General features: G+C 45.4%; 10 protein-coding genes and 2 pseudogenes. 4 read left to right on the forward strand and 8 right to left on the reverse strand.

Annotated features, from left to right (window positions below; translation table 11 throughout):
- Window positions 1-130 precede the first annotated feature (130 nt).
- Window positions 131-1,021, reverse strand: a complete 891-nt coding sequence (locus QUA47_RS27160; RefSeq protein WP_333433054.1) for a Uma2 family endonuclease — start codon at window positions 1,019-1,021, stop codon at window positions 131-133.
- A gap of 256 nt (window positions 1,022-1,277) precedes the next feature.
- Entirely contained in the window at window positions 1,278-2,186 is a 909-nt protein-coding gene (locus tag QUA47_RS27165; RefSeq protein ID WP_333285632.1) for a tetratricopeptide repeat protein, read from the reverse strand.
- Between the two features lie 582 nt (window positions 2,187-2,768).
- Here QUA47_RS27165 and QUA47_RS27170 point away from each other — a divergent pair.
- Window positions 2,769-4,016 (forward strand): hypothetical protein, encoded by a 1,248-nt coding sequence (locus tag QUA47_RS27170; RefSeq protein ID WP_333433055.1) that lies wholly within the window; start codon window positions 2,769-2,771, stop codon window positions 4,014-4,016.
- Between the two features lie 85 nt (window positions 4,017-4,101).
- On the opposite strand, the gene QUA47_RS27175 is transcribed toward QUA47_RS27170, so the two are convergent.
- The 4 genes and pseudogenes from QUA47_RS27175 to QUA47_RS27190 form a co-directional block, all read right to left on the reverse strand.
- Complete coding sequence (locus QUA47_RS27175; protein WP_333285628.1) at window positions 4,102-5,277, reverse strand: homocysteine biosynthesis protein; 1,176 nt, start codon at window positions 5,275-5,277, stop codon at window positions 4,102-4,104.
- Between the two features lie 782 nt (window positions 5,278-6,059).
- The gene (locus QUA47_RS27180) at window positions 6,060-7,232 is read right to left on the reverse strand and encodes an AI-2E family transporter (RefSeq protein WP_333433056.1); all 1,173 of its coding nucleotides are present in this window, start codon (window positions 7,230-7,232) and stop codon (window positions 6,060-6,062) included.
- A gap of 165 nt (window positions 7,233-7,397) precedes the next feature.
- A pseudogene (locus QUA47_RS27185) lies at window positions 7,398-7,973 on the reverse strand (Uma2 family endonuclease).
- A 147-nt stretch (window positions 7,974-8,120) separates the two neighbouring features.
- Complete coding sequence (locus QUA47_RS27190) at window positions 8,121-8,444, reverse strand: hypothetical protein (protein WP_333433057.1); 324 nt, start codon at window positions 8,442-8,444, stop codon at window positions 8,121-8,123.
- Between QUA47_RS27190 and QUA47_RS27195 the strand changes: the two genes are divergently transcribed.
- The 3 genes from QUA47_RS27195 (at window position 8,436) to QUA47_RS27205 (ending at window position 12,828) form a co-directional block, all read left to right on the forward strand.
- Window positions 8,436-9,755 (forward strand): methyltransferase domain-containing protein, encoded by a 1,320-nt coding sequence (locus QUA47_RS27195; RefSeq protein WP_333433058.1) that lies wholly within the window; start codon window positions 8,436-8,438, stop codon window positions 9,753-9,755. The two genes, QUA47_RS27190 and QUA47_RS27195, sit on opposite strands and share 9 nt — an antisense overlap.
- Window positions 9,756-9,869: 114 nt before the next feature.
- Entirely contained in the window at window positions 9,870-10,403 is a 534-nt protein-coding gene (locus QUA47_RS27200) for a type IV pilin-like G/H family protein (protein WP_333433059.1), read from the forward strand.
- A gap of 181 nt (window positions 10,404-10,584) precedes the next feature.
- Entirely contained in the window at window positions 10,585-12,828 is a 2,244-nt protein-coding gene (locus tag QUA47_RS27205) for an O-linked N-acetylglucosamine transferase family protein (RefSeq protein WP_333433060.1), read from the forward strand.
- Window positions 12,829-12,859: 31 nt separating this feature from the next.
- On the opposite strand, the gene QUA47_RS27210 is transcribed toward QUA47_RS27205, so the two are convergent.
- Window positions 12,860-15,946: an O-linked N-acetylglucosamine transferase family protein gene (locus QUA47_RS27210; protein ID WP_333433061.1), complete on the reverse strand. Its 3,087-nt coding sequence runs from the start codon at window positions 15,944-15,946 to the stop codon at window positions 12,860-12,862.
- 15 nt (window positions 15,947-15,961) lie between these two features.
- Window positions 15,962-16,353, reverse strand: a pseudogene (locus tag QUA47_RS27215) (glycosyltransferase); the annotation flags it as partial.

Consider the following 16,353-nt stretch of genomic DNA (forward strand, 5'->3'; position numbering starts at 1 on the left):
CTCCCCTTTCATTTATTATCAAACTTTCCTATTTTACCATAGAAATTCATATTTACATCTCAAATGGAATTGCTATACCAAAAATCACGTGGATAGGCGGAAGGTTTTCGTATAACTCGTTGCAGCTATCTCACTCTCCACCATCCTCCCTAACTTCCTCCACAGATAAACCCAAGGCCTCCGCAACCTGTTCGGCACTCAAACCCATTCCCAACAACCGGGGAATTGCATCCCTTCTTGCCTGAAATTCAGTTTGTCGTGCCAGTTCTGCACTCTCGGCTCGCAATCTTTCTTGTTCAGCTCTTTCCCGTTGTTGTTCCCCTCGCAATCTCTCCAATTCGGCCCTTTCATCGCCAATCAACAGCAAATTACCTTCCTCGTCCCACCAGCGCAGCCAAAGCATGGTTTGATTTTGATAACTGCCTTGCCAAAGTCCCAATTCTACGCCTAAAGGTGCAATGGGAAAATGACCGCGCTGATTGAGTTCTAACAGTTGATAATACCCGTCAATTAACCGATAAACTTCTAATCTGCCATTATTAACTTGGTAGATGCCGTAATAGGGAATTCGCATCACCCGCTCGTAAACCCAAAACTTTCCTGGTTTAGTGACTACCCCTTCCTCGGTGCGAGATAAAGGAGTGCGATCGCGCTCTTCATCCCCGTTCCCGCTAGCAAATTCTAAAGCAATTAACGGTGCTATGTGTTCCCGCCACAGCACGTAGGAACGCCGAATTTGACCGTCAATGTTAGGAGGTACGTTCGGAACGTAAAACCAATCAGGAGCTTCTGCACCTTGTTCCGGCGGTTCAGTTTCTCGCCAGTAAATGCCGCAGTCTTGACCGATCGCATATTGTCCGTCTGGATGCCGCTGCTGCAAAATTTGCCCGATCGAATCAGTTAAAATTAAACTCTGCGGATGCTCCTGAAAATTTTTCACAAAAGTACCGTCTGACTCTGGTAATTGAGTGTGGTCTGGAAAAGCAGGAGGTAGAACAACGCGGTTAACGCTAGTAGTCATAATTCCCTCCGAGGTCTTACATAATTGGTAATTAGTAATTGGTAATCGGTAACAGGACGCTGGGCGCGAGGACTTAGAAACCCGGTTTATTCATGTATCTGTCGTCGTTCAACCAATATTTATCGTAGAAACCGGGTTTCTTTTCCTAAGTCCTGCGTAATTAAGAAGAAAGCGAGTAATTGTGAGTTTAAATTATTAAGTATTTCACTTAATAATTTTTCACTAACCACTCAAACTTTTTCACTTAAAAATTTCCTTAAGGTTTCGGTAGCGCACCTTCTGGACTAGGAGAAGCAGCCGGTTCGGGAGTCGTCGTAGCCGCAGGAGAAGGCGAAGGAGTGCCACTAGCTAACTGATTTATTTGGTCTTTATAGTTAGGAGGAGCTAACTCAGTAGCTCGATCGAACAGCGTTTTTGACTCATCTGTTTTGCCCTGTTCCTTCAGCACGATCGCCTTTCCTAAAGTGGGGCGAAAATCTTTGGGATTAGCCTTAGCAGATTCGTCGTAAATTGCGATCGCTTCCTCGTAGCGCTTCTGCACAGCATAAACCTGTCCCAAAATCAACTGCACTGAAGTTACATCAACACTTTCCGGTTTCGCCAGATTGGCAGCCGGAGCAGCCTTCAGCGTATCTTGCAGCAATCCGATCGCAGCTTCCGGCCGCTGCTGCACCAGCAGCAAATTCACCAACCCCTGCAAAGCCTTAATTTCCCCAGGCTTAGACGCTAAAATTGACCTGTAAGCTTGAGCAGCCCCTTCGCGATCGCCCGTGCGTTCCTTAGCCTGAGCCAGCAAAATTCCGTATTCAGTAGTCTCAGGATTCAGCGAAGCCAACTTTTCCAAAGGAGCGATCGCATCCTTAATGTCCCCCACTCCTTGCCCGATCAACTCCAGTCGCACCTGCAACAATCCCCGCAAAGCCGTTACATTGTCAGGTTCCCGCTGCAAAACCAATTCGTATCCCCTAGCCTGAGCTTGCAGCAACTCTGATTGCTTCTCCCCTGACTGCGCCGTTTGAGTAGGCGTTGGAGTTGACCGACTTTGCGCTTGGCTGGCCTTGAGAATACTGTCCAAAATTGGCACAAGGGAAAATCCCAAAAAAGCGATGAGCGACAGCACCACCACCACAGTAATCAACCCACGACGCTTATTTGCTTTTTCCATAATTCAACTATCCCAGCTTAAAATCTACTATTTTCTAAGAATTAACGCATCGCCCGGGGGCGTCTGCCATTTAACTAGATCCATGCAACCATAAAAGTTCTTAACTTCAAAGTCCGAACGGACAAAGCAGCCTTTTACTTGCAGCTAATATGGTAACAGACCCACAACTCCATGCTAGCTAAACAATTTTGGACACTCAGACCCGCAGCCCCAAGGACTGCGGTGTCTGTCCAATTTAGTCTGGTCAAGCTAAAAATTACCGAAAATATGGCGGATCAGGCCGTTAGGTAATTGGATTAAGTAAAATAGGCAAGCTGAATATCCTAAATGCTATTAGCCAGCAACTCCAACTCGGCGCGATCGCAGGATCGATCGGTCAGCAACTGCCAAAGTCCTTGATCGCAAGGATTTTAGCAGCCAGCGAACCGATCGGCACTCGTAGCGTTGAAAGTTGGCGTTGACGGGTCACAACCAGACCTCCGGGCGCAAGCCCCAAGTCAGGTGCTAGTAGTTTTTAAAGCAGTTTCTTCAGTTTATTCCTAATTTCCCTTAAGGGATGTGTCTCCGCTGCAAGGAGTTTTTATGAACCCCTCTCCCAACCGGTCTTCCAAATCGTCCAAATCTACTTCAACTCGCAAGGCTCAGCCCAGCGAACAGGCCGTCAATCCGCCTAATGATCCAGATGCCATTCCTGAGACACCAGACGAAAGTTCGGTGCCTTCGGCGTCGGCTGCACCTGTTGACCCAAATCAACCGGCAACACCAACAGACGCCCCAGCGTCCAAGGATAGGCTGCAACGACCACGCTACAGTTCTGCCCCCGACAAGGACAAAACAAAGCCACAAGACCAGCCCAGCAATGCTCCTGCACCCCCCGGGCCTGCAGCGTCTTCGACACCTGTCAGCGATACTCCAGCCCTAGCAGTCGCACCGCCCGCAAACGCCGAGCCACCCGCTAACGAAAGTCCGGCCGATGAGGACATACCCTCCGTCATGCGCCAACATCCCATTCCCCCCCCCAGCGAACCCAGACAGTACCGAGCTGTTGGTTTGGTGCGGGGCCGCTACACGCAATCAGAAGAGCAATTCACCCGGGGTATGCTGATAGCTGCCGACGGAACTGCCATTGACGCCGTTTTGCTGGGTAGAGTCATGAGTTTAGTCAAAAATCACCTGGATCTGGAACAAGAACACCTGTGGGTGGTCTATCCCCGCACCAGGCAAGAAGACGGGAACTTGCACGCCCAGATTATGGGAGTTTGGGAGCCGGAAACGCTCAAGAAACCTCCCGAACCGTCCTCTGATGAGGAAAATCAGGAAGCAGCGGAGATTGAGGCTAGTGGCGAAGCATCGACCGCATCTTTGCCTCCCTCGGAACCTGATGTTGAAGATGGCTATTTTTCGATTAGAGGTGAGGTGATTTATCAATCCCAAGACGAAGAAAAGTATGTCATCGTCAAAATCAAGCAAGCTCCCCGCAAGAATGACGACAAGATGAAGTTTTTTAAACTGAAACTCAAGGGAGATTTAGCAACAAAAGCGATCGGGTTTTTTTGGGATTTCCACGTCAAATTGAAAGCTGACAGTCTGATGATTGAGCAAGCCAATAATATTGGTGCCCTGCCGATTAAAAAGCGGAAATTCCCCCCTGGCAGCAAGCCGCCCGGTGGCTTCAAAGGAGGAGGAAAGCGTCCGTTTACTCCTAGGCCCAGCGGTGACGGTGCTCCTGTAGGGCGTCCTACCATCAAGTCCGCAGCAGCCGCACCACCGCCTGTCCCGAAGGAACCTCTTCCTAAGCCGGTTAAGAAGCCTAAGCCGATCGAGGAATGAACCAATTTTAGATTTTAGATTTTAGATTTTAGATTAGTGTGTCCAAGACTAATTTACAACCGCTAAATCGCCAATCTAAAATCCTTTATTCGAGCCGGACTTGTGCGCCCCACAAATCTTGCGGGAGAAATACTCTGTCAGTGGGGAGGGGAGCAACTGGGGCCGTGAGGGTAAATTGACCCGCTTCAATTTGCTGTTTCAATTCCAATGCTACTTGCCGGGACAGAAACATACTCGCAAGGGGGGCGGCCCGCACAGGTTTGCCCTCTATCAGGATGCGACCAGTCTTTAATTGAGCATAGCTGACTAAACCGAAGGTGGGACGAACGCGCCGGGGGATAGAGAAATCTACCACCGGCGCTACTATTTTTTTGTCAGATACTGCACAGTTGGCGACGACGGTTTCGTTTAAGACGGGAAAGGGGATGCCGACTCCCAGCATCAGGGATGGGCCGTAGTTTTTGAAGTAGCAGCCGCGCACCCATTTCGAGTTCATCTGTTTGGCGTCGCCGATGAGTGCGAGGGTAGCGGCCGGGCCGATGGGGGTGCGGTTGGGCTGGCGTTTTTGCAGCGGGAAGTGCTGGGTCCCTTCCCAGGTGATGTAGCCCTGAGCGCCTCCTAGGAAGATGCGGGTGCCGATGCCGATGATTTGGAGGTCGGGGTCGTTGAGCAGGGGAGACATGGCTCCAAGGTTCGAGTAGACGGCGTTACCGAGGTTTGGTTGCAGGGGGCCGAGGTAGGTGAACAGTGGGCGATCGCCCCCATTGACGCCAACAATAAAGTTTTGATATGCGTTGCGGGGATTGAATAAATAAAACTGGTTGATGGTATCGCGGGTAATCGTGGTTTCAAAGGAGGCGCGGGGGTAACAGTCTGTTACCTGCCCCAAGGCTCGCAACTGCACGGGTTTCCCGGCAATCAGGTCTTCGATGACGTGTCCGCCGCCCCGTTCCCGGGATTCTTCGCCGTCTTCGGCTACTTGGGTGGCTCCCAGGTACAGGTCTACTGCCCCGAAGCCGGAGTAGGCTAAAACGCCGTCTAGCCAGCACTGGCGGATTTTTATCGGCGGGTCGGTATGGCCGAGGTTGATGATTGCACCGGAGGATTCCATCGGCTCGAAGGTGCCTGCGGTAATCACATCGACTTCTTTGGCTGCTTGGGTAATGCTGGTTTCTTGAACTCTAGTTTTGAGTTCTTCGATTGTCCAGACGGTGGCTTTGCCTTGGCTGATTTTATCGTTGATTTCGTCGATCGATCTCATAAGACTATTTTAGATTTTAGATTTAGATTTTAGTGTGATGGAATGTCGATCGAGCGAATGCAGTGTTGGCGATCGACCTCCTTGTTGGTCTTCGCTATAAATTTAGCTACAAACTCTGTGTATGCAATTGCTGCCTCACCCACTGCCGCCAATACCGGACAATAGCATTATCGTCCTGAGTTTCTGACATTTGTACTAGATGATGATTCAGCAAGGTTGCAGACCTCATTAGAAATTCGAGACTGTATTCGCAGAAAAATATTATATCTGGGATTTTTAAGTTGGTAAATTTGAATCTTTCCTCCCCTATACCGCCCACTCTAAATAATTCCTCTTTTATAAATTGGTAATCGATTCGATGAAACACTGGTAACATCGACTTCAATGACTAAACCTGGTGGCTGATTGTTTAAAATCTCATTTTTTTACCAAGAAAACTGCCAACATTTTCCCTATAAAAACATGAATGTGGTTGGCTCCCTGGTTGTAAATGGGAGCAATTTAAACTCATCGAACCCAATCCTTTAATTCTCAATTAAACCTCTTTATTTAATGCGCTAACGATGTTTTTTATCGGGCAATTTATGTTTTCGTGCAAGTCGGACGGCATCATGATTTATAGCACGCCTCGACTGTCAGGGAATTCAGAGGATCGGCGCTTTCCAGATTCTGCCAATAAGGTTTGATAAGTTGGCAAACTGATAATTGATAAAAGCACTCTTTGAGTAGTTTTTAAACTGGGATTTTCAAGGGGTGCAACAGTCATCGTCGAGCGATTTAAATTAGGGATTTTCAGGAGTGTGGCTTTCGGTATTATTTTGGATTTCTAATTTTTGTTCTGGCAGGCTTTCTGGCTTGCTATGTGTTACTCCTATAGATTCGTACTCCTCGTCAATAGCGGTGTCGATCGCTGCTAGGTGTCTGGGATTGGTGTGCCACTGGTTGAGAATGTCTTTAATTAAAACTTCTCTAACCCAAACTTGAGCGACAACGGTGAGAGGAAGGGCAAGCAATAGTCCTAAAAATCCAAAGAAGGTGGCGAAAAATACTTGAGCTATTAAGGTAACAGCCGGCAATAGCGCAACTTGCTGCGCCATAACGTAAGGGGTGAGGAGGTTGCTTTCAAATTGTTGAATTAGAAAGTAGAGGATGAACACAAAACCTGATTTTAAGGGAGAGTCTAAAAGTGCGATCGTCACTGGAGGAATGACACTCAAACCGGGCCCGATATTGGGTATTAAGTTCAGCAAGCCGGCTAAAACAGCGTGAGCTAGGGCTAGGGGAACCTGCAATACTGATAAACCAATTAGGCTGAGAAAAGTGATGACGCTCATGCTAATTAAAGCACCGATTACCCATCGACCGAGGGCTATTTCGCATTCATCTAAGATTCCCTCGATTCGCCGCCGATAAAAAGAGGGAAATAGTTGGATAAATCCTTGGCGGTAAGATAATGGATCTGCTAATGTCATCAAGGTCAAAACTATGACTAGCAAAAAGCTGAGAATAACGCCTAAGGTGTTGCCGACAAAGGCTCCTGCACCGCCGACGAGTTGATTGAATAGGGGTTGCAGTTGTTGGATAATGTCGTTAATATCAAGATTCGGTAGCCGCTGACCAATTTGTCCCGAAAAGCGACTTTCAATCTGATCGATCCACTCATTTAATTTTGCTATTCCTTGAGGGCCTCTTTGGGTAAGTTGTTGAAACTGTTCGGCAAAGGGTGGTACAATGATGAGGAATAATCCTACGAAGATGAGGACTAGGAAGCTAACTGATAACAGTACGGCGATCGATCTTTTGAGTCCGAATTTTTGCAAGTAGCGTGCTAGCCTGTTTAAGGCGGTGGCTAAGACGACGGCGGCAAAGAGCAGCAGTAGGGCCTGCCTGATTTGCCACAGGATGTAACAAGATGCGATGAGGGCTAATAAGCCCATCCACTGTCCTAGCTTCATTAGATTTTAGATTTTAGATTAAGGAATAGGGTATTGGGAATGGCTGCTTGCTAATTGCTCTGCTCCCCAGAGGCGATGAATCGCCTCTATACAAGATACAGCAGATGCGCGCGATCGCATCTTTAATCGGATACCTCTATTCGGACATTAGCATAAGCAGCCACCTCAATTCCCTTTTGCAAACACCTGCTGCGCTGTCAGCTTCAATTCTGGGAAAGTTGGGCACTCAATACACTCGCCCCCTCGAAACAGTTTGACTTGGTATTCCCCGTCAATTAGTTGGTAAACCGAAAAGGTTGGTTGCTTGGGGTTGCCAATGAACCGTCTGCCACCCAATCCTAGATAATCTACAATCCAATATTCTTGAATACCCATTGACTCATATGCCTCAAGCTTTAGGGCATATGAGTCACCCCAATTAGTGCTAGTTACCTCGACGATTAGGGGGACTGATGAACGCATTGTAATAATTGATGACTTCTCCCATCGCGGCTCGTTTCCAATGGTTTGTTAGTTAAGTACAATAATATCTGGCTCATATCCCGATTCCTCGCGCATGGGTTTGATGACGCATTCTTTGGGGATGAAGTAGGGCAGTTGTAGCCTTCGGATTTCAAAGTTGAGATCGGCTAGGAGAAAACCTGTCAGTTGAGAATGTTTGCCTGTTGCTTTTGGCATCTCAACAATTTCTCCATTGTGCAGTTCGTAGCGGTGTTCTGAATTCTCTGGATACCCGTCAATGAATTAATCGAATGTTACTAATTCAGGTATGATTTGAATCATGGTGAGTGCCTCAAGTTTGGTTTTGATAAGCTGTACGGGAAATTAAGATTTGGGCAAAAACACAGTCTTTAGACCAAGTAGCGATCGCACTTTTTGATTGTGCCTCTACTGCTGCTGTTGGCGCGATCGCCAGCCGAGGATAGCTGCTAGGATCAGACTGGGGGAAAAGACAGCGATAAGGGCGTTGAGGTCAGTAGAGGGTATCGATAAGCTAGGCCCTGCGTACTTGATGACCAGGGAAAGTGCCGCGGAAAGGGTGAATACTTTGAGGATGGGGCTGATGTTGGTGTTCATGAAGGTGGCCGTTGGTTGGGCGATCGGTTTTGAGAGTATTATGGCAAGTATGTGTTGCGGCTGGGCGGGCGATCGGCTATTTTCTGAGATACTAGGATAATTTGCCAGCGTTGAGTGTAATTGAAAATGGATCACCAAAATTTAGAGTTAATAGAAAATATTCGCCAGCAATTTGACAATACTCCTTATCCCAGAATCCCGCTGGAACAATCTCCAAAAGACAACAGTGAATTGCTCTACCTTCATAATCTTGTAACTGCTTACTACTTCAGAAATAGAAAAGTTATCAATACCGAAGGTAAAGTTATCCTTGATGCGGGATGCGGCACTGGTTATAAATCATTGGTTTTATCTCTAGCCAATCCGGGAGCGAAAATAGTAGGCATCGATTTATCAGAACAATCGGTGAAACTAGCTGAGCAACGTTTAGAGTATCATGGGGTTGCCAATGCAGAGTTTTATGCTTTGAAGATAGAAGAGTTACCAAGTTTAGGATTAAAGTTTGACTATATCAATGCTGACGAAGTTCTTTATCTTTTGCCGGATGCTATTGCTGGACTGCAAGCGATGAAGTCAGTTCTCGCTCCCGATGGCATAATCCGCACCAACCTTCACAGTTCAAATGGTAGAGCCGGAGTATTTCGCGCTCAAGCTGCTTTCAAAACAATGGGATTAATGAATGGATGTCCAGGAGAATTGGAAGTGGAAATAGTCCGGGAAACCATGGAAGCATTACAAGATGGAGTAGCGCTTAAGGCATTTACCTGGAATACCGATCGATCGAGGGATGAGGGATGGATTATGGTTAACTATTTATTCGTGGGTGATAAAGGTTGTAGCATTCCTGAAGTGTTTGCAATGTTGAGAGGGGCTGATTTAGAGTTTATCAGTATGGTGGCTTGGCGTCGGTGGGAGTTGATGGATTTGTTCAAAGATCCAGATGATTTGCCTCCGTTTTTGGCGATGAGTCTGCCAGAAACTTCTCTGGAAGAGCGACTGCATTTATTTGACTTGTTACATCCCGTGCACCGTTTATTTGATTTCTGGTGCGGCAATCCCGATCGAACTCAGGCTTTTGTGCCCGTTGCGGAATGGACGGAAGCTCAATGGCGGGAAGCACGGGTACACCTGCACCCTCAACTGAGCACTTCTCAGGTGAGGGAAGACTTGAGTAATTGCATTGACAGCCAGACGCCGTTTGAGATTAGCCGTTATATTATTGTGCCAACTATAGCGCCGGTGGCGATCGAGAGTACAATGGCTGCTTGTTTGCTACCTCTTTGGGATGGACCACAGTCTGTGGTGTCCATCGTGGAACAGTGGCTCCAAATCCGCTCGCAGATCGGTTTTAACCTAGAGCCTGTTAGTGAGGAGACCGCCTTTGAGGAAGTCAAGGAAATGTTGACTAGGCTGGAAGTCTTTCTGTATGTGCTTTTGGAGCCTTAGAGCTAGTAGTTGACAAAAAAAATAGTTTGGGGTGATATTAAAGCGCCGATAACTGGGTAAGTTACATATAAGAGTTAGAAATCAAGCATCCCACCCCTCACGGAGAAAAGACTTATGAAGACTGAATTTAAAGCCAAGTTCCTGCAACACATCAACAAAAGAAGACAGGAGCAAGGTTTCACCCTGATTGAACTGCTGGTTGTTATCATCATCATCGGTATTCTATCGGCTATTGCTTTGCCTTCCTTCCTCAACCAAGCGAACAAAGCCAAGCAGTCAGAAGCCAAACAGTATCTGGGTTCAATGAACAAAGGTCAACAAGCTTACTTTGCAGAGCGATCGCAGTTCGCAAGTGATGTCCCTAGCTTGGGTCTCGGTATCAAAACTGCAACTAACAATTATCAGTATGGCGTGGGTGCAACTGTTGCTGGTGCCAACGGAGGAGTGACTATGGGGGCAACACCTATAGGCGCTTCGATTAAGGGATATGCAGGCGCAGTATTTTTTGTTCCCGCAGGTGAGGGAGACGGTACTAGTTCAATCCTCTGTGAGGAGTTAACTGCTGCACAAGCTGCTCCTGCCGCAATTGCACCTGCACGGGAGAATACCAAGTGCGATACAACAAAGCAGACTCTCGTTACTAAGTAATTTCTGAGTCGAACAATCCATCAAAGAGCGGGTAGAGTTCAGTATGCTACCCGCTTTTTACGACATAAGTTAATTGATGAATTGTTTATAACACCTGTGGTTGCGAACTCATCAAAAGCAGGTTGTTGCAGCGTCGTCAAAAGTTTTCTCGAACTTAGGTGTATTTGTAGATTTTTAGCTTATGACTTCTGATAACTTATTGACTGTTGCATCTGACTGGCAGGAACAAGCAAGGGAATGTTTGCTCAAGGAGAATTATACTAGCGCTGCGCTACTATACGAACAAGCAATTGAAGCGGAACCCAATGTTAAGTCCTACTACTGGCAATTAGGTTTGATGTTGCTGTTGCAGGGAGAGGAGGCAGAAGCTCAGACAACCTGGTGGTTGGGAATGGCTGAAGGCGATCCAGAGGAAATCGAGCAGTGGACTCAAGAACTGGTACAAGTTCTCGAAGCCGAAGCCGAACGGCAGCGACTGCAACGAAAAGACTATGCCGTGGCTTGGGCTGTGCGCCAGCATTTACGAGAAATCAACCCTGCTAATCTGCACAACCTGCTGCATTTAATGGCGCTGTCCATATTGCTTGATACTTACACTGGTGAAGAGCCTCATTCTCTCGGTGTGATTGAACTGCTCAAGTCAAACAAACCTTTATCGAGCAACCATGAATTGCTGATGCAATTGTGGAAGAGTGTTTTAGATTACGCTCCTCTACACCCATCTACTTTGGAATTGACAGAAGCTTGTCTACCTCATGTCCAAGAGCCGCAAATTTTTATTGATACTTTAATCCATTTTGTTTATATAATATCTTACATAGATCGTCAATTTCCCCTGGCAGTTAAATTCACAGAACTCGGCTTGCGTTTAGATCCCAAGCATCCAGAGTTGCTGCGTACTTTATCCTCTTTTTATCAAGATATAGGTGAGTCGGCAAAGGGGATAGAAATGGCTAGATTTGGCTATTCGGTAATGGAAAAGCTAGCCGATAAAGTGTATGCTTGTCACTTAATTATTCGGGGTATGATGACTGCTGGCGGCTATGGAGATGAAGCTTACTCAACATTTCAGACCCTCAAATCTCTACTGGCAGAGCTAATCGAGCAGCAACCAACCGATCTCGATTCAAGCACTACAGTTCGTTTATTTAGTTCGATATTTTTCTACCCATACTTTCAGGACAAACCGCAGGAAAATATACAAATTCGCCGTCAGATAGCAGAAATTTGCCAATCGAATGTTCCTAATTATGCTAAGGAGCAAATGGAAAAGTGCCGCCAGCGACGGTCTTCTGCGGTGAAAACAGATGTTCCTAAAAAACCTTTAAAAATTGGATATATGTCCTATTGCCTGCGCCGCCATTCTGTAGGCTGGCTGGCGCGATGGGTTTTCGAGCATCACGATCGCGATCGCTTTGAAATTTATGCTTATTTACTTGGTTCTGACTCTAAACTAAGGCACGACCCTTTGGAGGAATGGTATATAGACAAAGCTTCCAAAACTCGGAAGTTAGGACTGCACGGTCCTGAAGCGGCTGAACTAATTTGTGATGATGAGATTGATATTTTAGTCGAACTCGACAGCCTGACACTAAATACTAGCTGCGAGATCGCGATGCTTAAACCAGCGCCCATACAAGTCAGTTGGCTCGGCTGGGATGCACCGGGCATACCAAATATCGATTATTTTATTGCTGACCCTTATGTGCTGCCTGAATCCGCTGAAGATTACTATGTGGAAAAAATCTGGCGCTTGCCGCAATGCTACATAGCAGTAGATGGTTTTGAATTGGATGTCCCAAGGGAACGGCGCGATCGATTAAATATTCCTAACGATGCAGTCGCATACGTAAGTTTTCAGCGAGGGTACAAATACAACTCGCACACAGTACGCTTGCAAATGCAGATTATTCAAGCAGTACCCAATAGTTATTTCTTACTTAAAGGTTTAGGGGATGAAGAATCACTCAAAAGCTTCTTTACTGAAATAGCCGAATCAGAAGGAGTGAATGCAGATCGTTTGCGATTCTTACCAATAGTGGCAACAGAAACAATTCACCGCGCTAATTTAGGTATTGCTGATGTGGTGCTCGATACTTATCCCTACAACGGAGCCACAACAACTATGGAAACACTGTGGATGGGCATTCCTATGGTAACGCGCGTTGGAGAGCAATTTTCAGCTCGCAACAGTTACACGATGATGATGAATGCAGGTGTGACTGAGGGCATTGCTTGGACTGACGAAGAATATGTCGAATGGGGGATTCGTCTGGGGAAAGAGCCTGTTTTGCGGCAGCAAATCTCTTGGAAACTGCGACAGTCGAGACAAACTGCTCCGCTATGGAATGGCAAACAGTTTACGCGAGAAATGGAGAAAGCTTACGAAGAAATGTGGCATAGGTACTTAGAAAACAATCGCTAATATAGTTATTGTTGTAATATCTATATCGCTGTTAGAATTGATATTCTTGCAGTACACGCTCGTAAAATGCTTCCAGTGCTTGTACGCAAGTTTTGTCATCGTAGAGAGAGGGATGGCGATCAATCATCTCCTGAACGATAGTTTTTCTCCACTCTGGATCGAGACCTAATTTCACCGCGATTTCGATATATTCAGCTTCATTTTTGGCGATTGTTTCAGTTACTCCGAGCATTTTGAGAATGCCATAGGAATGGCGTCCTCGCATGAATTCACCAGGACAGGTGACGACGGGTAGGTTGCAGGCGATCGCTTCTAGCGTGGTATTGCCTCCAGACCAAGCAAAGGTGTCTAGATAAATATCAGAAACTAAATTGAGATACCAATAACTAACCTGATCCTGCTGCGGCAAAATCAAGCAGTAATCTTCACTATTCAAGCCCCATTTAGCAAAAGCGTACTGAAGGCGTTGCCGAAATTTCTCAGTAATATAGCTACTTGCGTGAGATAAGAAAACAAATTGAGCTTGGGGTACTTGTCGAGCAATTTCTGCAAAAATGCCATCGTACTGCGGGAGATATTTGAATAGAGATTGACAGCACAAATACACTACTGTATCTTGGCGCAGTTGAAAGTCAGCACGAGTTTTGGTGAGCTGAGGAATTGCAGGCTTATTGTAGGAAATTCCGATATTGGGCAAGCGAATTAATTGTTCTGAGTAATGTTGTTCGGCATTTTCTGGTTCCATCAAGTCGCTGGAGATAAAGTAATCAATTGTGGGCAAACCAGAAGTAATTGGATGCCCCCAAGCTACGCACTGGACTGGTGCAAGCCGGAGAGCTGCCATTTGGATGATTTGCGGATGCATACCAATTTCTAAAAAAACCAGTACGTGCAATTGGTCGCGGATAATCTGTTGGCATACTGCCTCTAAATCGCCGGGAATGTGGTAAAAAGCATTACTGTAGAGTCGGAATTTTTGAGTAGAGGTGTCTTGTTGTTGATTGATATAATAGCAATGTACTTCAAATTTTTGAAAGTTGCAGTTTGGCAGCCAGCCCAAGTAGAGTTTGCTAACTGTATGCGCGTACATAAAGTTAGAAACATATCCAATTCTAATTTTGCTGTTTTGGCTAAGGGGAGGCATGGTTAAAGGTTGGGCCCACTCTGGATAGTTAGCGGCTGCGATTTGGTGAACTAACTGACCGTACATTTGCTGAAGTTCTAAGTCATTAAAACCTTGATATTGGAGATAAAAATTTTGAGAGCGACTGATACCTATTAAAGCTTTTTTTCTCGCTTCATAAGATTCGAGAGATATTTGCTGACTAAAATTTTCTAAGCCTTGAGTAAATCTCTGTCTGTAAAAATGAATTTCTTCTGGGTTTTCATAGAGAATCGGCAGTATTAGTTGCTCTTCGCGTTTCAAGGATAAGTCATCCGGTAGCAGTCGCGATGCTTTGCTAGCAAGGGCGATCGCGTCTTGAGTCCGCCCCATAGCTTGCAGGGTTAGTATCCACCAAAAGTAAATAATACCTTCTTGAGGATGGACGATCGCAGCTTGTTGATAAACTTGTATAACTGCTTCATATTGATTCAGTTTTTCGTAACAAATGGCTAATTTTCTGTAAAAATCTAAATCCCCTACTTGAGTTTCTAAAAATTTTTGAAACTGACCGATCGCTGCTTCGTATTTACCTTGCCGATAAAAACCTTGACCGGAGTATAAAGCTACTTTGCCTGGATATTTTTTTGTTTCTAAGGCAATTTCTAGATTATTGAGAATATTCGGATCGCCTGGTTTTAGTTCTAGTGCTTTTTGATAGATGGCTATTGCTGCATCAACTTGCTGCTGAGCTAACATTACTTTTCCGAGATTTACATAGCTGCCAAAATGATTGGTGTTGACTGCGATAGCTTGACGGTAAATTGATTCTGCTTGCTCAATCTCGCCAGCTTCATACAAAATGTTACCCAGGTTGTTATAAGCTTGCGTCTCTTGAGGATCGACTTGAATCGTTTTTAAATAAGCTTGTATTGCTTGGGAAACATCGCCTACTTTTTCTAGCACTAATCCCATACTGTAATACGCTATGGCTTGAGACGGGTCAAGTTCTACAGACTTCAACAACATATCTAGCGCTTCGCGATATTGCTCTTTCACATAAAATATTATACCTAAATTTAACCAAACGTTTGCATTGGTGCTATCCCACCGCAAAAGTGCTTGGTACTTCTGTGCTACTTGTAAAAGTTCTCTTTCTAAACTCTCCGATACTTTTACATCCAAATTATTTCGATCGTCCCGTAGTTTTTGTTCGGTATTACGGTGCTGATTTATTGCCTCTTTGTACAGATCGCCTATAATTATTTGTCTGTCTCGATCGGGCATTTCGTACAGTAATTTAATCACCGAACGGTTGCGTAATTTCTGGCTACTTTCCCAATTATAATGATGCTCCTCTGCCGCATCCCAAACAAATACTTGCAAACCATTCCACAATTGATAACTGTGCGAGGTCAAATCTAGGAATAATTTGCACTGAGGGTGAGCCGCGACAAAATCCCAGTTAGCTTGTCTGGCAACATCCCAATTACTATTACTTAAAACCAAGAGCGATCGCTCAGCTAAAAAAGATTTTACTAAAAGCAGTCCCATTAAATGGGATCTGTAGTCGCCGGCAGCATCATAAAAGTATAAACCGATTTTATCTTCGGTTTCTAGCTCTCGCAAATCGCAGAAAAAATGTTCAAATTCTTGGTGGGAAAAGAAAACTCTATCTAACAAATTGAAGCGGGATAAATTTTCCGTCAATTTATCGAAACTATCCCCAAAAGCATCAAATTCTGAGAAGTTATCCACTGCATAAGCCATAGGTTCGGGACGATCCAGAAGTGCGGCAATTAAACTGGCACCCTGGAAGCAGCCAATTTCACAGTAAACCTCGTTGGGTTCGAGACATTCTACAGCAAAGTTGAGCAACTGCATAACGTTTACTGTTGTCATGCCTGTAACTTGATTCAAAATTTTTTCAAAACGGTCGGATTTGGGAACAATTAAACCTTGTTCCCAGTTTTCATATAAGCTTGGCAGTTGCTCGAAAAAAGTTTGATAATCCATTTTATTATAAGTTATTTAGAACCTCATTTCCCTCACTTCTTCTGCGGTAACTGTCAGGAGCTTAGCTAATTCTGGGGTAGCCATTATCTCTTGATTTTCGCCACGTTCTAGTACGATTATAAAAGTCAGGCAAGGCATCAAAGCTGACCACTGAATTTTGCTCAACTCTCCTATTAGTGAAATTTCTGGGCCCTCGGAAACATCTAAATCCTCTTGCATCAAAAGGTTCACAGTCACGCCAGACAAAACGAGATTAGCATCTTCATCAGAAATGTTGTTGTAGTAGATCAGCAAAGCCATCTTACTTTTGTCTGGGTGAGTGGCGATCGTCCTCACCACTCGTTCCAATTCTAAACCAAGAGACTCTTCCGGTTTCGTCCAATCTGGAAAAATAATTAAGTTAACCT

Origin of the sequence: Microcoleus sp. MON2_D5, from assembly GCF_036701905.1 — a bacterium.
GTDB lineage: Bacteria > Cyanobacteriota > Cyanobacteriia > Cyanobacteriales > Microcoleaceae > Microcoleus.

Excerpts from the sequence above, each read along its gene's own strand:
- QUA47_RS27210 (WP_333433061.1), bottom strand. The coding sequence starts at position 15,946 with ATGGATTATCAAACTTTTTTCGAGCAACTGCCAAGCTTATATGAAAAC.
- QUA47_RS27165 (WP_333285632.1), bottom strand. The coding sequence starts at position 2,186 with ATGGAAAAAGCAAATAAGCGTCGTGGGTTGATTACTGTGGTGGTGGTG.
- QUA47_RS27160 (WP_333433054.1), bottom strand. The coding sequence starts at position 1,021 with ATGACTACTAGCGTTAACCGCGTTGTTCTACCTCCTGCTTTTCCAGAC.
- QUA47_RS27205 (WP_333433060.1), top strand. The coding sequence starts at position 10,585 with ATGACTTCTGATAACTTATTGACTGTTGCATCTGACTGGCAGGAACAA.
- QUA47_RS27175 (WP_333285628.1), bottom strand. The coding sequence starts at position 5,277 with ATGAGATCGATCGACGAAATCAACGATAAAATCAGCCAAGGCAAAGCC.
- QUA47_RS27170 (WP_333433055.1), top strand. The coding sequence starts at position 2,769 with ATGAACCCCTCTCCCAACCGGTCTTCCAAATCGTCCAAATCTACTTCA.
- QUA47_RS27195 (WP_333433058.1), top strand. The coding sequence starts at position 8,436 with ATGGATCACCAAAATTTAGAGTTAATAGAAAATATTCGCCAGCAATTT.
- QUA47_RS27180 (WP_333433056.1), bottom strand. The coding sequence starts at position 7,232 with ATGAAGCTAGGACAGTGGATGGGCTTATTAGCCCTCATCGCATCTTGT.
- QUA47_RS27200 (WP_333433059.1), top strand. The coding sequence starts at position 9,870 with ATGAAGACTGAATTTAAAGCCAAGTTCCTGCAACACATCAACAAAAGA.